This window comes from Ignavibacteriales bacterium (assembly GCA_026390815.1).
Classification (GTDB): domain Bacteria; phylum Bacteroidota; class Ignavibacteria; order Ignavibacteriales; family SURF-24; genus JAPLFH01.
In genome coordinates this window covers 23,003-45,523 of sequence record JAPLFH010000013.1, presented here as the reverse complement: position 1 = coordinate 45,523, position 22,521 = coordinate 23,003, and the positions used below count along the sequence as shown (strand labels likewise).

20 protein-coding genes are annotated in these 22,521 nt (G+C 33.1%); 7 read left to right on the top strand and 13 right to left on the bottom strand.

Annotated elements, in window-relative coordinates:
• Nucleotides 1-56: 56 nt before the first annotated feature.
• Nucleotides 57-1,292, bottom strand: a complete 1,236-nt coding sequence (locus NTX22_05970) for a cellulase family glycosylhydrolase (GenBank protein MCX6150051.1) — start codon at nt 1,290-1,292, stop codon at nt 57-59.
• A gap of 102 nt (nt 1,293-1,394) precedes the next feature.
• Here NTX22_05970 and NTX22_05965 point away from each other — a divergent pair, with 102 nt between their 5' ends.
• A complete protein-coding gene (locus NTX22_05965) occupies nt 1,395-1,754 on the top strand; it encodes an MmcQ/YjbR family DNA-binding protein (GenBank protein MCX6150050.1) in 360 nt (119 codons plus the stop codon).
• Nucleotides 1,755-1,831: 77 nt separating this feature from the next.
• Here NTX22_05965 and NTX22_05960 read toward each other — a convergent pair whose 3' ends face one another.
• Together NTX22_05960 and NTX22_05955 are read right to left on the bottom strand one after the other, a co-directional pair.
• Nucleotides 1,832-2,605: a slipin family protein gene (locus tag NTX22_05960; GenBank protein MCX6150049.1), complete on the bottom strand. Its 774-nt coding sequence runs from the start codon at nt 2,603-2,605 to the stop codon at nt 1,832-1,834.
• Between the two features lie 18 nt (nt 2,606-2,623).
• A complete protein-coding gene (locus NTX22_05955) occupies nt 2,624-3,907 on the bottom strand; it encodes a nodulation protein NfeD (GenBank protein MCX6150048.1) in 1,284 nt (427 codons plus the stop codon).
• Between the two features lie 181 nt (nt 3,908-4,088).
• On the opposite strand from NTX22_05955, the gene NTX22_05950 reads away from it, so the two are divergent.
• The 4 genes from NTX22_05950 (at nt 4,089) to NTX22_05935 (ending at nt 7,507) form a co-directional block, all read left to right on the top strand.
• On the top strand, nt 4,089-4,640 hold the full coding sequence (locus NTX22_05950; protein MCX6150047.1) for a thioredoxin family protein: 552 nt from the start codon (nt 4,089-4,091) through the stop codon (nt 4,638-4,640).
• Between the two features lie 21 nt (nt 4,641-4,661).
• A complete protein-coding gene (locus tag NTX22_05945; GenBank protein ID MCX6150046.1) occupies nt 4,662-5,294 on the top strand; it encodes a YceH family protein in 633 nt (210 codons plus the stop codon).
• A gap of 21 nt (nt 5,295-5,315) precedes the next feature.
• Nucleotides 5,316-6,455 (top strand): alpha/beta hydrolase-fold protein, encoded by a 1,140-nt coding sequence (locus NTX22_05940; GenBank protein MCX6150045.1) that lies wholly within the window; start codon nt 5,316-5,318, stop codon nt 6,453-6,455.
• A 164-nt stretch (nt 6,456-6,619) separates the two neighbouring features.
• Complete coding sequence (locus tag NTX22_05935) at nt 6,620-7,507, top strand: malectin domain-containing carbohydrate-binding protein (protein ID MCX6150044.1); 888 nt, start codon at nt 6,620-6,622, stop codon at nt 7,505-7,507.
• Between the two features lie 78 nt (nt 7,508-7,585).
• On the opposite strand, the gene rsmI is transcribed toward NTX22_05935, so the two are convergent.
• The 3 genes from rsmI to NTX22_05920 form a co-directional block, all read right to left on the bottom strand.
• Nucleotides 7,586-8,335 carry a 16S rRNA (cytidine(1402)-2'-O)-methyltransferase gene (gene rsmI, locus NTX22_05930; GenBank protein MCX6150043.1) on the bottom strand — a complete coding sequence of 250 codons (750 nt, stop codon included), beginning with the start codon at nt 8,333-8,335 and terminating at the stop codon, nt 7,586-7,588.
• Between the two features lie 302 nt (nt 8,336-8,637).
• The gene (locus NTX22_05925; GenBank protein MCX6150042.1) at nt 8,638-9,960 is read right to left on the bottom strand and encodes a saccharopine dehydrogenase NADP-binding domain-containing protein; all 1,323 of its coding nucleotides are present in this window, start codon (nt 9,958-9,960) and stop codon (nt 8,638-8,640) included.
• Nucleotides 9,957-11,276, bottom strand: coding sequence for a bifunctional lysine ketoglutarate reductase /saccharopine dehydrogenase family protein (locus NTX22_05920; protein MCX6150041.1), 1,320 nt, complete (start codon nt 11,274-11,276; stop codon nt 9,957-9,959). Before NTX22_05920 ends, NTX22_05925 begins: the two co-directional genes overlap by 4 nt.
• A gap of 365 nt (nt 11,277-11,641) precedes the next feature.
• Here NTX22_05920 and NTX22_05915 point away from each other — a divergent pair, with 365 nt between their 5' ends.
• On the top strand, nt 11,642-13,201 hold the full coding sequence (locus NTX22_05915) for an aldehyde dehydrogenase family protein (protein ID MCX6150040.1): 1,560 nt from the start codon (nt 11,642-11,644) through the stop codon (nt 13,199-13,201).
• A 94-nt stretch (nt 13,202-13,295) separates the two neighbouring features.
• Here the strand turns inward: NTX22_05915 and NTX22_05910 are convergent, their stop codons facing one another.
• The 7 genes from NTX22_05910 to NTX22_05880 form a co-directional block, all read right to left on the bottom strand.
• The gene (locus NTX22_05910; GenBank protein MCX6150039.1) at nt 13,296-13,985 is read right to left on the bottom strand and encodes a hypothetical protein; all 690 of its coding nucleotides are present in this window, start codon (nt 13,983-13,985) and stop codon (nt 13,296-13,298) included.
• A gap of 79 nt (nt 13,986-14,064) precedes the next feature.
• On the bottom strand, nt 14,065-14,511 hold the full coding sequence (locus NTX22_05905; protein MCX6150038.1) for a response regulator: 447 nt from the start codon (nt 14,509-14,511) through the stop codon (nt 14,065-14,067).
• Nucleotides 14,512-14,667: 156 nt separating this feature from the next.
• On the bottom strand, nt 14,668-16,071 hold the full coding sequence (locus NTX22_05900) for a sigma-54 dependent transcriptional regulator (GenBank protein MCX6150037.1): 1,404 nt from the start codon (nt 16,069-16,071) through the stop codon (nt 14,668-14,670).
• Nucleotides 16,068-17,675, bottom strand: coding sequence for a PAS domain S-box protein (locus NTX22_05895; protein ID MCX6150036.1), 1,608 nt, complete (start codon nt 17,673-17,675; stop codon nt 16,068-16,070). The genes NTX22_05900 and NTX22_05895 overlap by 4 nt, the downstream gene beginning before the upstream one ends.
• 213 nt (nt 17,676-17,888) lie before the next feature.
• Nucleotides 17,889-18,410 carry a peroxiredoxin gene (locus NTX22_05890; protein MCX6150035.1) on the bottom strand — a complete coding sequence of 174 codons (522 nt, stop codon included), beginning with the start codon at nt 18,408-18,410 and terminating at the stop codon, nt 17,889-17,891.
• Nucleotides 18,411-18,482: 72 nt separating this feature from the next.
• Nucleotides 18,483-19,784 (bottom strand): adenylosuccinate lyase, encoded by a 1,302-nt coding sequence (gene purB, locus NTX22_05885; protein ID MCX6150034.1) that lies wholly within the window; start codon nt 19,782-19,784, stop codon nt 18,483-18,485.
• Nucleotides 19,777-20,943: a trypsin-like peptidase domain-containing protein gene (locus tag NTX22_05880; GenBank protein ID MCX6150033.1), complete on the bottom strand. Its 1,167-nt coding sequence runs from the start codon at nt 20,941-20,943 to the stop codon at nt 19,777-19,779. The genes purB and NTX22_05880 overlap by 8 nt, the downstream gene beginning before the upstream one ends.
• 479 nt (nt 20,944-21,422) lie before the next feature.
• Between NTX22_05880 and NTX22_05875 the strand changes: the two genes are divergently transcribed.
• Nucleotides 21,423-22,481 carry a PorV/PorQ family protein gene (locus tag NTX22_05875; protein MCX6150032.1) on the top strand — a complete coding sequence of 353 codons (1,059 nt, stop codon included), beginning with the start codon at nt 21,423-21,425 and terminating at the stop codon, nt 22,479-22,481.
• Nucleotides 22,482-22,521 lie beyond the last annotated feature (40 nt).

Here is a 22,521-nt window from a genome sequence, read left to right as displayed (position 1 = left end):
AGAAAAATCAAGAAAAAGATTAAGATCAAGAATAAGAGCAATAGTTTAAATGAAATTTAATCTGCTATATTTAATCCCAACGCTTTTATATATCCTTTATTTGGAGTGCAGTTTTTAAATTGACAATTTTCCAGAAATCCTTCCAACGCTTTTTTAACTTCTTCAACATTCGGACGAAGTTTTCTGATATCTTCAAATGAATTTCTTGGAACTTCTGCGTAGTCAATCACTTTTTGGTATCCTTCAGGACGGTTAAACTGTACAAGACAGCTCGTCGCATCCATCTTTTTATAAGGCCAGAAACACCAGCTTATATTATTTTTCTCCATAAGTCTGCGCCACGCACCAATCCATTCATTTGTATTTTCACCGGATTCACTCATCCAAAGCGGAACACTGTATTTATTCCCGTAATCAACGTACTCTTGAATTTGGTCTTGAGTAGTATCGCACCAATATTTATGAAAGTTATAAACTAATTTTGAATCGAATGGAGCACCGAATATTTTAAAGTTTGTATTCCACTGAGCTCCTCCAGGAAAAATTAAATGATTTTTATCTACAGCTCTAACTGTCGAAGTAATTTCTTTGTACAGAGGTTCAAGTTGTGCATTCAAAGTAGCTCTGTCAGCCTCAAAGTAAGTTGCGATTGGTTCATTGAAAAAATCATAACCAACTAAAATTGTTTCATCTTTATATCGTTCTGAAATCCTCTTCCAAATTTCAATGGTTCTTTGTTGGCTTTTTTTACTTACAAAGAGCCAGGGATAACCCCAGGAATTATCAATGTTATCACCTGTTTGTCCGCCAGGAGCACAGTGCATATCAAGTACAACATAAATATTTTCTTTCTTACACCATCCAATAACTTTATCTAGTAATTTGAATCCGGTTTCTATCCATACATCTGGTTGTTCTTCTGGAGTGAAGAGTCTGAAATCAAAAGGAATTCTTACGGAGTTCAATCCAATACTTTTGATAAATTTAATATCCTCGTGAGTAATGTAATTCTCATGATATTTATTCCAAAAGGTGTTTGCTTCATCTGGTCCGATCAACTCAGCTATTACCTGGTGAATAAGTCGCCAGGAACTGGTTTTCTCAAATTTAAACATGTATCCTTCCGGTACCAGCCAGTTGCCAAGATTTATTCCTTTTAGCAATAAAGGTTTGCCATCAGGAGAGATTATTTCTTTTCCATTAACTGATACGAACTGAGTAGAATTCGATTGTGGCAGACTACTTGAGAAAAATAAAACCACTAAGAATAAAACCATTGTTAATTTTGACATTACAAATTTCCTGTTAAATAATTTTATAAATCGTTATTGGAAAGATAAAACAAATAATTAAATTTATATAAGAATAATTTTAAGAGAACTTAGGAAAAATAAATGAATATTGAATCCTTCAGAAAATATTGTCTTAAGAAAATGGGAGTAACAGAAGAATTTCCTTTTGATGAAAATACACTGGTGTTTAAAGTGATGGGAAAGATTTTTGCACTTACCGATTTGGTTGATCTTCCTTTTACTATTAATTTGAAATGCGATCCTGAAAAAGCAATAGAATTAAGAGAAAGATATGAGGCAGTTCAACCCGGTTACCATATGAATAAAAAACATTGGAATACAGTTACAATCGATAATTTAATTTCAGAAAAAGAATTGTTGGAAATGATAGATCATTCTTATGATCTGGTTGTAAGCGGATTGAAAAAATCTGAAAAGGAAAAACTGAACAAAATGAAATAATCAAAAATACCGGATGTTCGGGAAATAATAGTAATCCATCGTCGAACATCCAGTATGTGTATTTTGATCAGGTATTACTAATTACCTTCCTTATTTTTTTTAGATTTCTTAATAAATGGCGCCAACAGATCAATTGGAACTGGGAAGATTGTAGTTGAATTTTTCTCAGTTGCAATTTCTGTTAAAGTTTGTAAAAATCTTAATTGGATAGAAACTGGATTTTCACTTAAAATTTTCGCAGCATCATAAAGTTTCTGACTTGCCTGGAATTCACCATCAGCATGAATAACTTTAGCGCGGCGTTCCCGCTCAGCTTCTGCTTGCTTTGCCATTGCGCGCTTCATTTCGATTGGCAGATCTACATGTTTAACTTCCACATTGGAAACCTTAATTCCCCATTGCGAAGCCATATGATCAATGATAGTTTGCAATTCAGCATTTATTTTTTCTCTTTCAGAAAGTAGTTCATCAAGCTGCGATTGTCCTAAAATACTACGGAGAGTAGTTTGCGAAAGTTGAGAGGTAGCGTGTAAGTAATTTTCAACTTCAACAATTGCTTTTTCCGGTTGAAATACTCTGAAATAAACAACCGCATTAACTTTTAAAGAAACATTATCTTTGGTAATAACATCCTGTTCAGGAACATCCATAACTACTGTCCTTAAACTTACTCTTACCATTCTATCAACAATCGGGATTAAAAAAATAATTCCCGGACCCTTTGCTGCAATCAATCTACCTAAACGAAAAACTACACCTCTTTCATATTCACGTAAAATTTTTATTGAACTGGAAAGAATGATGACAACAAACATGATTAAAATAAAAAAGAATGCTGGTACCGCTTGCATTTGAACCTCCTTAACACATTAAATTGATTTTCTTATTCGAAGTTTTAATCCAAAAATTTCTGCCACAACAACTTTTTCTCCTTTACCAAGATTTCCTTCAATACTTTCTGCTGACCATATTTCTCCGTGAACACGAATTTTACCTTGTGGTGTTAAATCAGTAAGCGTTTCACCTATTTCTCCAATTATCCCTTCAACACCTGTTACAGGTTTTCTTTTTTGTGCTTTTATTCCCATTCCAATTGCAAATGAGAAAAACAGAACAGTAAACAGCACAACGAAAAATATTACTTCCCAGGAAATTTTAGTTGTTTCAAAAAATGAATCTGAGTTAATTAACATAATTGAGCCTAAGATAAGTGAAATCGTGCCTCCAACAGAAAGAAGTCCGTGACTGACAATTTTTATTTCAAGAACAAAAAGAATTATTGCAAAGATGATAAGCGCCAAACCAGCGTAGTTTACAGGTAAGGTGTGAAGCGAATAAAAGGCAAGTATCAAAGCTATTACTCCAACAACGCCAGGAAAAATTGCGCCTGGATTATACAGCTCAAAAAGAATTCCATAAAAGCCGATCATAAAAAGTATGTATGCAATATTTGGATCACTCAACAAATCCAATATTTTTTGCTGGAAGCTCATTTCTTTTTGAATGATTGTAGCATTTGCTGTTTTTAATATCTTTTTACCTTTTACAGTTTCAACTTCTTGTCCGTCAATCTTTATTAAAAGTTCATTAAGATTTGCTGCAATTAAATTTACTACAGAATCTTTTAATGCTTCTGTTTCGGTAATCGAAACACTTTTCCTAACTGCATCTTCCGCCCACTTAATATTCCTTTTCCGATTCTCGCTAATAGTTTTAATAAATGCGGCAGCGTCATTTGTTGCTTTCTCCATCATCACCGTATCCATTTTTCCTTCGAGAGTAACTGGATGAGCAGCACCGATGTTAGTTCCCGGAGCCATTGCTGCAATATGTGCGGCTAAGGTTACAAATACTCCTGCAGAGGCAGCCTGAGAACCTGATGGTGAAACATAAACAATAATTGGAATTGGAGACTTGAGTAATTCAGTTACAATCACTCTGGTGGATTTTAGCAGTCCACCAGGAGTATTTAATTTGATGATGAGACACTCTGCATTATCTTCAACGGCTGTGGCAATGCCGGATTTAATATAATCTGCTGATGCAGGATTAATTGTGCCATCTATTGTTAACACATATACTTTTTTTACTTCGGAAAAAAGATTTGTCCAGATAAGAAGAAATGAAATGAAAACCAATTTTAATATATACATAAGTTTGGTTAACTTGTTGCTAAAACAAACTTATACAAAATTCCTTTTTAAAGCAATCAAGCTTTATTAATGCAAAGTAATTCTTTACAAAGATTAATTGATATGATTTTTTCCTTGTTAGATTTAATACAAAGAGATAAATTTTGTCGTAGTTAATTTAAAATAAAGGAAAGGAATTGATATGGCTGTTGAATCTAATATGCTTCCTCTTGGAACAAAAGCTCCTGACTTTAATTTACCAGACACAATTTCTGGTAAAGTAGTAAGTTTAATGGAGATTAAATCGACCATAGCTACTGTAGTTATGTTTATTTGTAATCATTGTCCTTATGTAATCCACATCCAAAATAAATTATCACAGGTTGTTAAAGAATTTCAAGTTAAAGGAATTTCATTTGCTGCCATAAGTTCTAATGATGTCATCAAATATCCGGAAGATTCTCCTGAAAGGATGAAAGAGGTTGCCGCTAAAATTGGATTTACTTTCCCATATCTTTATGATGAAAGCCAGGATATTGCAAGGGCTTATAAAGCAGAGTGTACACCTGAGTTTTATATTTTTGATAAAGACTTGCAACTGGTTTACAGAGGTCAATTTGATGACTCCAGACCTTCACTAAATATTCCAGTAACGGGTGATTCAATTAAAAATACACTGGAAAAAATGATTGCTGGAGCTCCAGTTGATACTGACCAGAAACCGAGTATTGGCTGTAGTATTAAATGGAAATAAAAATTAATCCTTGAGGGAAATGTGAATCTTTTATTAACAGAAAAAGAAGTACGGGTAATCGGTTCTTTAATTGAGAAAGAAATTACAACTCCGGAATATTATCCACTTTCATTAAATTCTTTAACAAATGCTTGCAATCAAAAATCGAATCGCGAACCAGTTGTATCCTACACCGAAGAAGATGTTGAAGTAACGATTGAGCTGTTACGTGGAAAAAGATTTGTGAGGATGGTTGAATCCGCTGGTAGGGTTCCAAAATTCAAACAATCTTTTGTTGAAGAATTAAAATTGGGTCCAAAAGAAATTGCTTCGTTAACTGTATTGATGTTAAGAGGTCCTCAAACTGCGGGAGAAATCCGATCTCGTTCAGGAAGACTTTTTAATTTTCAAAGCTTGAATGAAATTGATGAGACTTTGGAAAATTTGAACAGACGCGAAGATGGTCCATTTGTAATTAAACTTGAGCGCCAGGTGGGAATGAAAGAAAGACGTTATTCCCATTTATTCTGTGGTCAGCCTGTTCTTGTGGAAAAAATAGAAATTACAAATGAGGAAGATCGAACTGCAAAATTGGAATCAGTGGTAGAAATGCTTCAGAATGAAGTGAACCAACTGAAAGATCAATTTGCAGAATTCAGAAAACAGTTTGAATAATACATTTATTAGGATTTGCTTGTGAAATATTTTTTATTGATTGCATTACTAATACTTAATGGTTTTGTTAACGCTCAGGAAAAAGAAATAAAAAAAATTACTGTTATTGTAATTACCGATTCTCTATTAGTAACTGACCAAGTTTTTATAACTGGGAATGATCCTCAATTCGGTGGATGGAATCCTGGCTTAATCAGCCTGGAAAAACAGGCTGATGCCAGTTGGAAAAAAGAATTTTCATTTGATATCAATAAAGATCTTCTTTATAAATTTACATTAGGATCCTGGGGGCAGGAAGCTCTCAAGTCTGATAATTCAGTTCCGCGTAATAATTCTTTGACAGTAACAAATGATACAGTTATAACTTATAAAATTGCAAAATGGGGAAGTGTAAAAAATCATTTCCAAGGGCAGATTACCGGTATTGTAAAATATCATCGGAATATGGAAGGTGAGGGAATTAATCCAAGAGATATTATTGTTTGGCTTCCACCAAGTTATGATAAAGAAAAATCAAAACGTTATCCAGTTTTGTATATACATGATGGACAAAATATTGTCGATCCATTGACTTCTACGTTCGGAGTTGATTGGCAAGTTGATGAAACGGCTGATAGCCTGATAAAGAAAGGAAAGATGAAAGAGATTATTATTGTTGGAATTTATAATACACCAAATCGAACTGCGGAATATTCTTACACTGATTCCGGTTACGCTTATATGAAATTTATTGTTGAAAAATTAAAGCCATTCATTGATGAAAACTATCGCACATTAAAGGACAGAAAAAATACGGCTACAATGGGAAGTTCTATGGGTGGATTGATTTCCTTTATGCTTGTGTGGGAATATTCTAATGTTTTTTCAATGGCTGGTTGTTTATCACCAGCAGTTAAAGTTTATCATTTTGATTATTTGCCTAAAGTAAGAGATTATAATGGCGAATCTAAACCAATAAAAATATTTTTCTATAATGGGGGAATTAATATTGAGAAAATAATCCAGCCCGGTTTAGATGAAACCATCGAACTGTTAAAACAAAAAGGTTACCGGCAAAATGAGGATTTTGAAATTCTTGTTGATAAAACTGCAGATCATAATGAATCTGCTTGGGCAAAAATCCTTTGGCAACCATTATTGTTTATGTTCGGAAAAAATTAACCTTCTAATCATCAAACATATTCCATTCAATTTTAATTGAATTTTGACTCCGGTGATTCTTCGCACAAATATTAATAACTTCTTGACCTTTATCCAGGACTTGTTATCTTTTATTAGGAAGCATAATTAAGTGCGATGATCAAACAAAACAAGAGGGTGATAAAATGATTTCAATTAAATTAATAGAAACTATTTTTAAGTTGATTATAGTATTTGCAATTATATATTTTGGTGCAACTTCAATAAATTATGGTCAAATTCAACCATCAATAAGAATTAATTGTGGAGGACCAAGAGTAGAGTACTCCGGAATTGTATTTGAAGCTGATAAATATTACACAGGCACTTATAAATATAGTAATCCAAGTATTTGGGATATTAAAAATACAAAGTATGATGAACTGTATTTTACTGAACGCGCTGCAGATAATGATCTAGGTTTATTTAGTTATAATATTCCGGTAAAGAACGGAGATTATACTGTGGCAATGCATTTTGCGGAAATCTACTGGGATTGCCCGGGTGGCCAACCAGGAAAAATAGGTGACAGAGTGTTCAGTGTGGAAATTGAAGGAGATATAAAATTAAATGACTTTGACATTCTTGCAGAAGTAGGTCCAGCAACTGCAATAGTAAAAAAATTTGATGTAACTGTCTTGGATGATACTCTTACAATACGTTTTAAACCAACAAAAAATAGAGGGAAAATATCTGCATTGGAAGTAATTCCAGCAAAAGGTGGAGAAGTTCCTCTTGATGTTCAGGAAAGTAGTATAGATAAATCACCTGACAATTATCTGGTTAGTCAAAATTATCCTAATCCATTTAATCCGACTACAAATATAAAATTTACAGTAAACAATCCCGGCAATGTTAAACTGGTTGTCTTTGATGCATTAGGAGAAGAAGTTGGAATGTTAGTTAACGAATATAAAAATCGTGGAAATTATATAGCTACGTTCGACGCAAGTAATTTAAATAGCGGGATTTATTTTTATAAACTTGAATTGAATGGCTTAGTGGAAATTAAAAAGATGTCCTTAGTTAAGTAGTTTTTTTTTTTTGATATAACCGGAAAGAGAAATAAAATAATAAAAATGATTCGATTTCATTTCTCTTTCCGGTTTTAATTAAACAATCTGTTCTTTCCAATTTTTCGGAGCGATAATAACCACAAACTCGCCTTTTATTGTTTTTGATTTTACTTCTTCAACCAATTGGGCTGCATCACCCCGCCAGACTTCTTCAAATTTTTTAGTAAGTTCTCGTGCAACAACAACAAATCTCTCAGGCATAAATTCGTTTAATTCATTCAGGAGCTTTTCAATCCTGTAAGTTGATTCGTACAAAACAATTGTTCTATCTTCCTCAGCAAGCTGCTTTAATATTTTCTGCCTTCCTTTTTTCTGGGGAATAAATCCTTCGAAGATGAATGAATCCGTTGGAAGTCCGGCAATGCTTAAAGCAGTAATAACAGCAGAAACTCCGGGAATTGGTTCAACCGGTATTTCTTCCTTAATTGCAGCATTAACCAATCGTACTCCTGGATCAGAGATCCCAGGTGTACCAGCATCAGAAACCAATGCGCAGGATTTTCCATTTCTTATTCGTTCCAACACAAAATTTATTTTAGAAGATTCGCTGTGAGCATTGAATGAGATCAATTCTTTTTTAATTTCATAATGGTTAAGCAATACTCCGGTTACTCTTGTATCTTCGCAAATAACAAAATCTACATCTCGTAGAACTTCCAACGCGCGGAGTGTTATATCTTTTAAATTACCAATCGGAGTGCTGACGATAAATAGCCTCCCCCTAAATCCCCCTCCCAAAGAGGGGGACTTTGATCCAACTAATTCTAAATCTTTGTTTCTTGACATATGCAATTCTTAAATTGAATTAAAAACAATTTATATCCTAAACTTATAAAAACTCTTTAATATCAACGAATAAAAAAATAAAATATCTCTGTTTCCAAATTTGTTGATTGAGATTTCCTTTCCCCTTCCTTAGGAAGGGGATTAAGGGGTAGGCTGTTTTAAAATGATGACGGCTCCACTGTGGAGCCGCATCAAGCAAGTAGTTTAATTTGTGAAAAAAGACAATTCAAATATAAAAAAAATGAATTATGAATTACAATACTTTTTAAATTCCATGATCAAAAATCAGCAATCCGAAATTGTTAGATTCTCCACCGTTTTTCATCCATTTTAATGTTCAATGTTTCCAATTCAGTCAGGATTGGTTCGTACAGATCTTTAGTATTAGGAATATGAACTCCACTTGCTTTAATTTTGCCTTCCGCAAGAAGCTTTGTTCCAATAGCCATTGGCAAGCTAACTGTTCTTGCCATAGATGAATCACCGAAAGGAATTCCGAAATCAATTAATGTGGAAGTGATCATATCTTTTGTTTTATCTTTGTTTTCAACAATAAAACGATGACGCAGAATTAACAAATCTTTCTCACCTTCCTTAAAAACAAGTTTTTCCTGGAGTCGATCACTGAGTATATCTAACCTGTTATTTATTTTAGAAACTTTATCATCAGAGAATAAACCAAGCCATTCCAGCCTGCCAAGAACATGATGATCAACAGGCAAATTAATTTTTTCTGCCACCTTAGCTTTTACATCATCTGTTTCTTTACAGCCAACAATTTTAGCCATCATTTGTTTGAAGGTTACATCTTTTAATTCCTCGCGTGGAGTTTCATCTACTAAATCTAAATCCACAATCTTCTTAAATGTTTCGCACCATCCAATGTTTCTGTAAGTACCTCGTTTAACAGTAAGTGCATCTTTCAAACCATAGATTTCTTTGTATGGGGTAGAATCTCTATTTGGATAAACTTCAAATTTTCCAAGTCCTTCAATCTCTTCAACCTTAAAGTTCAGAAATAAATTTTTCCCTTCGATATTAACAATTTCACCATTCTCCAAAAACTTAGATGAGTTGCGGGAAGCAAGAACCACACCTCTTGGACTCCAGGAAAATTTATAACCAAATGGATTATCATTATTCTCCGGTGCGGGCAAACCACCACAATATGAATAGAAGTGGAGCACTTTTCCACCTTCAGCATATACTTCATCAATAATTTTCATTGCCGACATATGATCAATTCCTGGATCAACGCCAAGTTCGTTTAAGAACAATAATCCTTTTTGTTTAGCCGGTTCATCCAACTTTTTCATTCCTTCGCTTACATAGGAAGTAGTTACCATATGTTTACCGTATTCAATACAAAAGTCAGCAACTTTTAAATGATGAATCCATGGTAACAGACTTATAGCTATGTCACAGTCTTTAACTACCTTTGCTAAGTCATCTTGGTTTTCCACATTTACTTCAACAGCTTTTCCGTTTGGAAATCCTTTTATTAATTTTTCTGCTTTACTAACAGTTCTGGAAGCCACAGTAACTTCAATATCTTTTTGTTTTAATAAATACTGAACACCTGGTTTGCTAACCAAGCCAGCACCGAGTACAAGTACCTTTTTCATTTTTCCTCCTTATTTAAGAATGAACTTAAATACTGATAATCTTTGGTTAATTTTCCTTTATGAAGAACCAATGCTCTTTTGATTGGTTCAGGTAATTCTAATTCATCAAAATCATTATGAAAATCTGCTTTGGCAATTTGATGGGCAAATTCTTTTAGAACCGATGAGAATGCAATTGAAGCTTCACCCGGAAATTCGCAGGGTAAATTATCTACTGCCATAACAGTAATTCCACCTTTGTTATGCACTCCGTCTTTGAATGAATCATCTTTAAAATTATAAGTGAAAGCTGGATTATCGGGTTTAGTAGCTTTGTAAGTAATTTCTATCGAGCCGTTTATATCGCAGCTAATATCACCAATTATTTTTAGCTTTTGTCTGGATTGTTTTACGTAATCATTCTGCAGAAAACTTTTAGTTACAAATTTAGGATATTTTTCTGTCCAGAAAATACAGTTAATAAGAACACTTAAGAATGGAATATATTTTTCAAAAATTGATTCGAACCGTTCTGGATACTCAAAATATTCTTGTCTTTCAAATGGCTGCTTATCTTTTCGTTCCACCATATCTTCTTCTTTAAAAACAACTTTATAAAGATTCGAAGAATCAAGTGTAAGACTATCGTGCAATCTTGTTAGCATATCTGCAGGAATAATTTTATTAGGAAGAATATCAAAAATTTCCTGTGCACCCTTAGAAACATTGCCATACCCGGCAAATCCAATAATGATTGGAGTTATTTTTGAGGGTAAACCTTCTGATTTTATTATTTCACTAATCTTCCTCAAATCTTCTTTAGCTTCTTCAAGAGAAGCATATTGATAAGGCTGCTTAATATTTTCAAATGGAGTTTTATATCCTTCAAGTTTTAGTTTTTGACCAAGAAGGTGAAGTGTTTCAATCATTCCGGCATTACCAGCGTATTTTCCAAAGAAAATTAATCTTTGGTTCTTTTCATTTACTATTCTTTCATAATCAATAAGGCTGCATTCCAAATCCATCATTCTTCTCAACATTGGCATATTATACTGCTGTCCTTTAATTACATGAGCAAAGAAAACGTACGTTTTGCCTTTCTGAAAATAATGAAGTGGTATTTCTTTAACCGAAAATACTGTGTCAGCAATACTTATATCTTCATCTATTGAAATTCCTTCATTTTTGAAATCGTCATCGTTAAAAAACCTAATTGGAGATGATTGAACAACTGTTTCAATACCATACTTTTCTTTTAATTCTTTTAAATCCTTGGGAACAAGTGGAACTCTTCTTTCCCACTCATTTTTGTCTTCTCTTCTAATACCTATTACCATAATTCTCTTCTGGTTTAGAAAGTTTAAAAATCAATTATTTATAAAATCGATATTACTTTTAGAATTGTATAAGGAAAAATAATGTTAGATTAGAATACATTTTCCCAATTGGAGATGAAATAGCTTCTAAGGGATTTGAAACCTGTAGTATTGTAGAAATTTATAAATCTTGTATGGCACATTTTCATAAGTGGCTGTTTTATTTCTACTGTTAAATTAGAAATTTTATTTGGCACTTTCAATTGCATTTGTTTGTAATTGAAGAAAAACTTAACTTGATGACCAAAAATTAAAGCAATTTTTTTAAACAGTATTTGATAAAACTAAAATAAAAATGGTTTTTTAATAAAATTGAAGGAATCCTTATGGCAGCAAAAGAATTAGAACTCAATCTCGATTTCCTTAAAGTCTTAGGAATTGAAGATAAAAATTATGGTTCATCAAGCGGTCAATTATGGAATGAATCGAAGACTGAAAAAGAATTAAAAATTTATTCTCCTGCAAACGGAGAGTTTATTTCTTCAGTTTTTCAGGCATCTGAAGCAGATTATGAAGTAATTATGACAAAAGCTGAAGAAGCATTTAAAGTCTGGCGGAAATTTCCTGCCCCTAAACGCGGAGAAATTGTAAGACAGATTGGCGATAGACTTCGTCAGTATAAAAATCCACTCGGACAGCTTGTTTCTTATGAAATGGGAAAGTCACTTCAGGAAGGTTTAGGGGAAGTTCAGGAGATGATTGATATTTGCGATTTTGCAGTCGGGCAATCTCGGCAGCTTTATGGATTTACAATGCATTCCGAACGACCCAACCATAGAATGTATGATCAGTATCATCCACTTGGTGTTGTATTGATTATCTCTGCTTTTAATTTTCCAGTTGCAGTGTGGGCTTGGAATGCAATGCTTGCTGCGGTTTGCGGAGATGTAAGTTTATGGAAACCTTCATCTAAAACTCCTTTAACAGCAATTGCTACACAAAAAATTATTGCGGAAGTGCTTAAAGAAAATAATTTGCCTGAAGGAGTTTTCAATCTTGTGATTGGAAAAGGTTCTACAGTTGGTGAGAGAATGCTTTCTGATAAAAGAATTCCGTTAGTTTCTCTAACAGGTTCAACCTCTGTTGGCAGACACGCAAACGAAGTTGTTGCAAGACGATTTGGAAAAACTATTATGGAATTGGGTGGTAACAACGCAATTATCTTAACTGAATTTACTGATTTGAAGATGGCTATACCTGCAATTGTTTTTGGTGCAGTTGGTACTGCAGGACAACGATGCACAACAACAAGAAGATTGATTGTTCATGAATCTATTTATGAAAAAGTAAAAGAATCTTTAGTTAAAGCATATGGTGGATTGAAAATCGGAACCCCGCTTGATGAAAAGAATCACGTTGGACCATTGATTGACAAGGAAGCTGTATCTATGTTTTCCACTGCACTTGAAATGGCAAAAAAACAAGGTGGAAATATTGTTTGTGGTGGTGAAATAATTAATGGTGAAGGATATGGTTCCGGCTGTTATGTTAAACCTGCAATTGTGGAAGCAGAAAACCATTTTGCAATCGTACAGGAAGAAACTTTTGCTCCAATCCTTTATTTAATAAAATACAAGGGAGATGTTACTAAAGCTATTGAAATTCAGAATAATGTTGTTCAGGGATTATCTTCCGCAATTTTTACACTTAATTTAAGAGAAGCAGAAAAATATTTATCCTGTGAAGGTTCTGATTGCGGAATAGCTAATGTAAATATTGGTACATCCGGTGCAGAAATTGGTGGTGCATTTGGTGGCGAAAAAGAAACTGGAGGTGGTCGAGAATCTGGTTCTGATGCCTGGAAGGCTTATATGCGCCGGCAAACAAACACGATTAATTATGGAACTGATTTACCTCTTGCACAAGGAATTAAGTTCGATATATAATTTACATCTTATTACAAATTAAAATAAAAAGGTCAGAATTAATTCTGACCTTTTTTTAATTACTGAATTATGTTTAGAAAAACTTTGTGTTAAGTTAATAATAATATTTAAACGAAGACTGCTCAGCATTCTTCAATTGACTCGCTAATTTGTTATTCATCCTGGAAGTTTGATATTCATTATAGAATTTAGGAAAAGTGCCTCTGATTGATTTAACTTGATTATCTACAGTATTTTCAATAAAATCTATTACTTCATCAATATTAAAATCTTCGTTTTCATCTTCCAATTCCGGATTAAAAGAACTAATATCACCTGATAAAGATTCGCTGAAATTTCTTAATGTAGATTCAAAATCTGTAAGCAGTCTTTCAGTAATTCCAAAATGTTCCAGGGAAGGGAAATTACTTATTGCATAGTTAAGCATCAGTTTACCTTTTTCAAGCAGATCATCCCCTTTAATTTTATTTAAATGATATTTTAATGTTGAAGTTTCTGTCATTAATTCAACATTTTCAACCATCGATGCAAAGCTATTTAGAGCATAAACAATCCTAAGAAATATCCTGGAAAACTGTTCTTCAATTGTATATCCTTCTGAATTATCAAAGCTTTTATTTGATTGTTGAACCTTATTGACACTCCCCAATTTCTGAATGTAATCATTTAAAGTGTTCACAGTTTCAATAAGTTTTGAGTTAGAAGATGTGATATCACTATTGGTTAACAGTGTAAATTGAACTGCTTTTATCATTTCTAATTTGTGCTCAATATCTTTTTCCATAATATACCTCCTTAAAATGGAGCAATTTAAAAGGATCAGATTCACAATTAATAGTCGAGAATTTATTTCAAATTTTTAACTACCGACCAATTTTTAATGGACTACAGTAATTTCTGATTACTTTTCTAAGTTTTCCAAGTTCCAGGGGTTTGGTTAAGAAAAAATTCCCTCCAAACATATGTACATCTTTTTCACTTATTAATTCCGGGTATCCAGTCATAACAACTATCGGAACTTTTGGGTGCGTTTTCTTTACTAAAGAAAAAATCTCAACACTTGATTTTGTTTTAAGCATAAAATCAGTGATGATTAAATCAATGTGTTTACCATCGATTTTTTTTAAAGCTTCTATTACATCGGTAGCCGCAATCATATTACAATTTTCAGATTCCATAAGCATTCTGAAAGCCTCAAGAATTTTTGTATCGTCATCAATAACTAAAACTGTTGGTTTTTCATTTAAAATTTCAATTTCAGATAATTCAACGGGAAGAATTTCTTCTTGAATATTATTGCGGTCTGCCATTTTATAACCTTTCTATTTTTACTTTATACTATGCAAAATTATGCCACGAGTTATTATTATAAAAATAACCGAAAGAAAGGTTTCTGGTTTTTGGAATATTTAAAGTGCAATAATTCGGTTTACATTTTGTCAAGCGAAAAGTGACAAAGTAGAAATTTATTGCTTAAAAGTTTTAGAAGTAATGTTATGTTTTTTCATCAATCGTTGAAAGTTCTGTCTTGTCATTTTGGATGCTTTTGCTGAAAGTGAAACATTGCCACGATACTTTGATAAAAGATTGTTTAAGAATTCTATCTCAAATAATTCCAGAACATAAGTTCTGGATTCCGAAAAGTTCTCATCAGTAATTGGAATAGAATCCTTGGATTTATTTACAGGGTATAAATATTCCTTAAGCGAATCAGCAAGGATTACGTCCCCCTTAGAAAGCATAACGGCTCTTTCTATAATATTCTCAAGTTCTCTAACATTCCCTGGGAAAGGATACTCTGAAAGCACTCTGATTGTTTCATCAGAAAATCCTCTAATGGATTTATTTAAACTATAATTATATTTTGCAAGGAAATAGTTTGCTAATTGCAGTATATCTTCCTTTCTATGGCGAAGTGGAGTTAAATAAACAGAGGCAACATTAAGCCGATAGAATAAGTCCTCCCTAAATCTGCCATTTCTAACTTCATTTACAATATCAATATTAGTAGCCGCAATAAATCGTGCTTTTATTGGTAACACAAGGTTGCCGCCAATTCTTTCAAACTCGCGGGATTGTATTATTCTTAAAAGTTTTTGCTGCAAGTTAAGTGAGAGTGTTCCAATTTCATCAAGAAAAATTGTTCCGCTTCCTGCCAATTCAAATTTTCCGTATTTACGGTCAGAAGCCCCGGTAAATGATCCTTTTTCAAATCCTAATAATTCCGATTCCAATAAAGTTTCCGGAAATGCTGTACAATTTATAGCTATAAATGGTTCTGTGGAATTGGCACTATTATTATGAATAGCCCTGGCAACTAATTCCTTCCCGGTTCCACTTTCTCCAACAATTAAAACAGGTGTTGTGTTTGTTGTAGTAGAAATGGAGCCAATCAACTTAAAAACTTCCTGCATTCGAATACTATTGCCAATCAGATCGTACTTTTCAACAATGTCAGCATTGTAAATTGTCTGATCCACAAAAACTGATTTGTATTCTTTTAAAGTAAATAAAGCTTTCCGGATGGTATCCCTAACTTTTGATAAATCGAGAGGTTTAGTTAAGTAATCGAAAGCGCCCAACTGTATTGCTTTTACAGCAGTTTGCATTGTACCGAAACCAGTAATAACAATTACTGGAACATGGGGATTATCCTTTTTAATTTCTGTAAGAATTTCCAGACCATCAGTTAATGGCATTTTAATATCAAGAAAAATAACATCTGGTTTTTTTGCATAAAACTTTTCAAGTACTTCCACTCCATTTTTTGCTGTTAAACTTTTGTGTCCATCTTTCTTAAGCAATTCTCTGAAAGCATATAAAATTTTTTCATCATCATCAGCGATTAATATTGTTGCTTTATTTCTCATTTTCCTCGACGCAATATCGGAAGATAAATTTTAAAAGTAGTTCCTTTCAATTTACGGGTTTCAACTTTAATTATACCATTATTACCGTTTATGGTTCTTTTAACAATTGAAAGTCCTAATCCAGATCCTTTTTCCTTAGTTGTAAAAAATGGTTCAAATATTCTTGAAAGATAATATTTTTCAATCCCACAACCATTATCTTTAATTTCAATCAATGCACATTCATTTCCTTTTTCCATAACAATCTCAATGTCGGTATTACTTTCATGTTTCATTAAAGATTTTTCAAATTTGAAGGTATAGTCAATATCTCTAATAGTTTCATCCAAAAAAATCCTTTTAGAAGTAATACTTATTTTTCTCGAAATTCTTGAAGAGAAATTATCAAATGATTGAGTGGCATTAAGTAGTAAGTTAATTATGGATTCCTTCATAGTGCCATTATTTATTAGCACTAAAGGAATGGATGCATCAAACTTTTTGATGACTTTAATATTCTTTTTATTAGCCTGCATTTTAATAAATGGAAGACAATCATTTAAAACTGAATTCAAGTTTTCAAGTTTCATTTCAGTTGAAGTGGGAAGTGAAAAATGCAGCAATTGCTGAACTACTGACTCCATATGAAAAATTGAATTAATTGCAACATCAAAAGATTTTTTTTCTGTCGAAGTTAAATTTTCAGATTCGATTGTTAATTGAAGAATCATTTTTACCGATGTTAACGCATTCCTGAATTCATGCGCAATCATCGCAGACATCTCACCAATTGCCATCAATTTTTCTGTTTGTATTAATTTTTGTTCAAGCAATTTTCGTTCAGTAATATCTCTTGAAACAATTACCCCTCTTACTTCTCCTTTAACCGTGGTATATTTTCTTCCTGCACTTTCAAACCAGCGCCACTCACCGTTCTTATGCATATATCGGAGTATAACACTTCCATAACCTTTCTTTAATTCATCAAGCACACCCGGCCAATCATGGGGATGAATATAACTGAAAATACTTTTTTGTAAGAGTTCGCTTGGATCATATCCCAGGATTTCTTTTAGATTTGGACTTAGATAAATAAACTTAGAATTCGCATTTATTTCACAAATCAAATCGTAGGAGTTTTCTGATAATGTTCGAAATCTTTCTTCACTTTCTTTTAAATGTTGTTCGATAATTTTTCTATTAGAAATATCTCTTGCAACAACCAAGATTACTTTTTCTCCAAGTAATTTAATTTGCCTGGAAGCCGTCTCTACAAAAATTGCAGTGTTATCAAGACGTAGTAATTTTTTTTCAAACAGTCTATTTTGATTTCTGTTTGATAAAAATTTATTATAGCGCAATTTAACTTCTTCTTTGAAATCAGGATGTACAAAATCTATAAAAAATTGTCCAATAAAATTTTCCGGATCCCCACCAAGTAATTTTGCCCCTGCAGGATTAATATATACAATCATTCCTTCCTTTTGTACAATCAGAATGTCCGGATAGAATTCGATAAGTTTTTTAAATGTGTTTTCCTGATCGAAAAGGGAATCAATTGTTGCCTTTGAGTTTAGTATTAATGATGCATCATCAATTATTGAAATCGTGTTCTTTGATTTCATCTTCAATATCTTTTGTTATTGTTTCGAAGTAAATTTAGTACAAAAGATGGATTAAAAAAATAGAAAGATTTCTATGGGAATATTATTTTTTGAGATTTATTCTATATGTGAGATGTTCAATAATAGATTCATAATACTTGTTGCAAGATGATTAAAGATGTATTCTATTTTACCAGTTTTTGTATTCTGTTTTATTAATTCTCTTCCCTAATTCTAAAGTAACTTGGTGGTAAGATTAAATACTTGCTCGGAATGAGTAGAAACATCTACATCTCTTATAATTGTGTTGATGTTACCAAATTTGTCGATAATAAATGTAATTCTGCTTGCAACACCTAAACTATTAAGAACCCCATATTCCTTACATACGGTTTTGTCATTATCGGAAAGTAGAGGAAAGTTAAGTGAGTTTTCATCAATAAATTTTTTAATTTTTTCTTTAGAGTCGACGCTTATTCCAAATACTACAATATTATTTTCTTTGAACTTACTCCAATTATCGCGAAAACTACAAGCTTCTTTTGTACAGCCCGAAGTTCCAGCCATCGGATAGAAATAAACTACAACAGGTGATTTACCCCGGAAAGTAGAAAGTGTATAGCTGTTACCAAGCGCATCCTGAAGAGTAAAATCCGGAGCCAATTCACCATTTCTTAAATTATCTGCATTACCACCACAAGCAAGAGCAATCATGCTTAAAACTAATGCAATTAAAGGTTTGAATAGGTTTTTCATTTTTCGTAATCCTTTTATTCAAACTTTAAAACAAAACTTGCCTGTTAATAATTCCAGATAAAAAACTTTTATTTATTCTGTTTCTACAGAACGGGCAAAAATGTAATCAATATTCTTCAATATTTTTTTCGAATTAAAAATTTCCTCTAATTCATTTACAGAAAGTAATTTCATTACTTCAGATGAGTTAAGCAATTCATCTTTTAAGGTTTTGTTTTGATTAGCCCAAACTTCCATTGCTGGGACTTGAACCATCTTATAAGCATCTTCGCGGGATGCTCCGTTGCTTACAAGTTTAAGAAGAACTGTTTGGGAATAGATCAATCCCCGTGTAAGATTTAAATTCTTAGTCATATTTTCTGGATAGATCAACAGATTATCAATTAGTTTATTGGAAAGGTTCAACATATAATCGAGCAGTATACAACTATCAGGGACAATAATTCTTTCAACAGAAGAATGCGAAATATCCCGTTCGTGCCAAAGTGCAACGTTTTCCATCGCCGCCATTGAATTGCTTCTTAGAACACGCGCCAAACCAGCAATCCTTTCGCAGGTAATTGGATTTCGTTTATGCGGCATTGCCGAAGAACCTTTTTGTCCTTTAGAAAAATATTCTTCTGCTTCCAAAACTTCTGTCCGTTGTAGATGCCGTATTTCAATTGCTATTTTTTCCAGAGTCGTTCCAATTATTGCTAAGGTAGATAAAAATTCGGCATGCCTATCCCTTTGGATAATCTGAGTAGAAACCAAGGCTGGTTTTAACCCCATTTTATCGCAAACATACTCTTCAACTTTGGGGGAAAGATGTTCGAAGGTACCGACTGCTCCGGAAATCTGCCCGACACTTATTACTTCAATAGCATTTTCTAACCGCTTGATATTTCTTTTTGTTTCTTCAAACCACAATGCAAACTTAAGTCCCATGGTTGTTGGCTCAGCGTGGATTCCATGCGTTCTTCCAATGCAAAGAGTATATTTATGCTCGAGCGCGCGTTTCTTTAAAATATTTTTTAAGGAAACAAGTTTTTGCATTATTATTTCACCAGCTTCTTTCATCTGGCAGGAAAGGGAAGTGTCAAGAATATCGGAACTGGTCATTCCATAATGAATGTGCCGTGATTCTGGTCCAACATATTCAGCAACATTGGTAAGAAACGCAATTACATCGTGTTTGGTTGTTTCTTCAATCTCCAGAATTTTTTTCACATCAAAATTTGCTTTTAATTTTATTACATCTAAATCTTCAGCAGGAATTTCACCAAACAATGCGCGAGCTTCGCAAGCAAGAATTTCAATACGGAGCCAGGTTTTATATTTGAATTCGTCTTGCCAGATTTTTCCCATTTCGGGAAGTGTGTATCTTTCAATCATATTTTCTTTCCAGGGTCATCTTTTTAGTTAAAGGATTATTATCTCTCATAATTTTTAAATTGATAGACTCACCAGTACGAAACTCCTGAAATACTCCTATCAGAGATTGATAATTATTTACTTTGTAATTGTCTATTTCAGAAATTATGTCACCAACTTCAATTCCTGCTTTAAATGCGGGGGAATTTTTTTCTACATTTGTTACAATTACTCCGCGGGTACTTGCAAGTTTATAGTATTTAGCAATTCCTTCATCTATTGTCTGGGCACTCATTCCAATCCAGAAATTTCTGTCAATAGTACCGTGTTTTTTTATGTCTTCGATAATTTTTTTTATTTTATCAATTGGAATTGCAAATCCTAATCCGATGCTGCCTGCACCACCGCCGGTATAAATCAAAGTATTCATTCCTATTAATTCTCCCACACTATTTACCAAGGGTCCACCGCTATTTCCACTATTAATAGAAGCATCGGTTTGAAGCATTCCAAGGTAATAACGATTATCTACAGGGTCCAGATTCATTCCTTTTGCACTAATTACCCCGACGGTAACAGTAGGCTGATCATTAATTTCGAATAAACCAAAAGGATTTCCCAAGGCAATAACCCATTCACCAGTCATTACATCCTCAGAATTGCCCATTTTAATTGATGGAAGATTTTCACCATCAATTTTAAGAAGACAAATATCCGAAACAGGATCGTTTCCAACAACTTTAGCATTAAAATGATTTCCATTAGTAAGCGTTACCACAATTTTATCTGCATTTCCCGCAACATGATCATTCGTTAAAATATAACCGTCTGGAGAAATGATTGTTCCAGATCCAAGCATTTTAATTTGTTGGTTGTAGGTTTGATCTCCAAAAAACTGGCGCCAGAAAGGATCATTTGCCCAGGGATCCCTGTATGTTCTGGTTTCAGTAACATTAATTCCAACAACAGCAGGACTTACTTTCTTTACGGTTTCTGTAATCAGGTTATTCCTTGAACCTGTAATATGGTCGTTAGCTAACTGTCGTTGCTGTGTAGAAACCGAAGTGTAATTAGTATCGTTATAAATTTTTTCATTCGATAATAGATTGAAAGCTGGTGAAACAGATATTAAAACAAATGAAATTAGTATTGAAAAAAATACAACTTCTCGTTTACTCATATTTATTACCCTAAGTTTTTTTGTTAATTTGACGCAATAAATACCGTCTTGGTTTAATCTTGCATTAAAAAATTTTTGCTGACTGAAATATAATGAAAAGAGCAGAAATTAATGCTTGTAAATTGAGTATCAATTTTTATGGCGCAATGCGCGCGTATATCAATAAAATAATTTGATTGACATTTGAGTATTTAATGATTAATATTGCAACCGAAAAAGGGAAATATTGATTTCTATCTTTAATATTTTCCAAAGAAAATTCGTAAAGTATTTTGATTAAAGTTGTTTTCTTGTTTTTTCCCTTCTAAACTTTTGGTTTAAGTAGGTTTGATAATAATACAATTCAATAAATAAAAGATTAATTGTGTTTACAGATCATATATCAGCAAAGGCAAATCATTCAGGATCTTATCAAAATGATTTCCTCACTTGTTATACCTTCAGTTTTTTAGCATCCCAACAAAGGAGTATCGCATATTATGAAAATTAATACTACTAACTTCATTTCGAGGCGATTTCTACCTGCGCTTCTGCTATCAATTATAGCACAGTTTATTTTTATGTCATCTTTATATTCTCAGGTAAAATTAGCTCAAACTGGATTTGGTTTCCTTAGTGTAAGCACAGATGCCAGAGCAACAGCTATGGGTGAGGCAGTTACTACTGTTGGCGGAACTGCTACTTCATTGTTTTTTAACCCGGCTGGGATATCTGAAATGACTTCCTTGGTACAAGCCGGTGTGAGTCAGATGAAGTGGATTGCGGATATAAAATATTTTTCTGGTTCTCTTGCATTTGCTCCATTCAAAGGAGAATACGGAGTGCTTGGTCTTGATTTTACAAGGGTGAATTACGGTGAATTCAAATTTACCAGTGTTGCCAGTAATGAACAGGGCTTTGTTGATTTGGCTGGCTATCCTGAACCATACGCATATGCTATAAAACTCGTATATGGAAAAAGGCTTTCAGAGGAGTTTGCTGTTGGTGGAAGAGTAAAATATGCATATCAAAATCTCGGTTCAAGTCAGGTTCCGGTTTATAACCAGGTGATAATAGATTCAGTGTTAACAACGGATACTACTTACGAAGTGAAGAAGTATTCCCTGAATGTTCTTGCATTTGATTTTGGAACGATTTACAGAACCGGATTCAAAAGTCTAGCTTTCGGAATGTCTATTAGCAATTTTTCCAGGGAGATTGCATATGAGCGTGAGAGTTTCCAACTACCCTTAACATTCAGATTCGGGATATCAATGAATCTTATGGATTTTATCCCGACTATGTCCGAATATAATTCTTTTATTTTATCAATTGATGCAGTCCATCCGCGTTCATATTCTGAGTATCTAAATATCGGTGGTGAGTATGTTTTTATGAATACTTTAGCACTTCGTGCAGGTTATGTTACTAAACAGGATGATTATGGTTTAACATTAGGTTTTGGTGTACATAAATTCGGTTTCGCTTTTGACTATTCCTATATATCACACAAGGTTTTAAATAATGTACAAAGATTCTCATTTAGTTTCGCACTATAATAATGTTTCCATTAAGAGAGACTAAAAGTTTTTCTGAGTA

Coding starts and splice junctions, on each gene's coding strand:
- NTX22_05970 (MCX6150051.1), bottom strand. CDS start 1,292: ATGTCAAAATTAACAATGGTTTTATTCTTAGTGGTTTTATTTTTCTCA.
- NTX22_05965 (MCX6150050.1), top strand. CDS start 1,395: ATGAATATTGAATCCTTCAGAAAATATTGTCTTAAGAAAATGGGAGTA.
- NTX22_05960 (MCX6150049.1), bottom strand. CDS start 2,605: ATGCAAGCGGTACCAGCATTCTTTTTTATTTTAATCATGTTTGTTGTC.
- NTX22_05955 (MCX6150048.1), bottom strand. CDS start 3,907: ATGTATATATTAAAATTGGTTTTCATTTCATTTCTTCTTATCTGGACA.
- NTX22_05950 (MCX6150047.1), top strand. CDS start 4,089: ATGGCTGTTGAATCTAATATGCTTCCTCTTGGAACAAAAGCTCCTGAC.
- NTX22_05935 (MCX6150044.1), top strand. CDS start 6,620: ATGATTTCAATTAAATTAATAGAAACTATTTTTAAGTTGATTATAGTA.
- rsmI (MCX6150043.1), bottom strand. CDS start 8,335: ATGTCAAGAAACAAAGATTTAGAATTAGTTGGATCAAAGTCCCCCTCT.
- NTX22_05925 (MCX6150042.1), bottom strand. CDS start 9,960: ATGAAAAAGGTACTTGTACTCGGTGCTGGCTTGGTTAGCAAACCAGGT.
- NTX22_05920 (MCX6150041.1), bottom strand. CDS start 11,276: ATGGTAATAGGTATTAGAAGAGAAGACAAAAATGAGTGGGAAAGAAGA.
- NTX22_05915 (MCX6150040.1), top strand. CDS start 11,642: ATGGCAGCAAAAGAATTAGAACTCAATCTCGATTTCCTTAAAGTCTTA.
- NTX22_05910 (MCX6150039.1), bottom strand. CDS start 13,985: ATGGAAAAAGATATTGAGCACAAATTAGAAATGATAAAAGCAGTTCAA.
- NTX22_05905 (MCX6150038.1), bottom strand. CDS start 14,511: ATGGCAGACCGCAATAATATTCAAGAAGAAATTCTTCCCGTTGAATTA.
- NTX22_05900 (MCX6150037.1), bottom strand. CDS start 16,071: ATGAGAAATAAAGCAACAATATTAATCGCTGATGATGATGAAAAAATT.
- NTX22_05895 (MCX6150036.1), bottom strand. CDS start 17,675: ATGAAATCAAAGAACACGATTTCAATAATTGATGATGCATCATTAATA.
- NTX22_05890 (MCX6150035.1), bottom strand. CDS start 18,410: ATGAAAAACCTATTCAAACCTTTAATTGCATTAGTTTTAAGCATGATT.
- purB (MCX6150034.1), bottom strand. CDS start 19,784: ATGATTGAAAGATACACACTTCCCGAAATGGGAAAAATCTGGCAAGAC.
- NTX22_05880 (MCX6150033.1), bottom strand. CDS start 20,943: ATGAGTAAACGAGAAGTTGTATTTTTTTCAATACTAATTTCATTTGTT.
- NTX22_05875 (MCX6150032.1), top strand. CDS start 21,423: ATGAAAATTAATACTACTAACTTCATTTCGAGGCGATTTCTACCTGCG.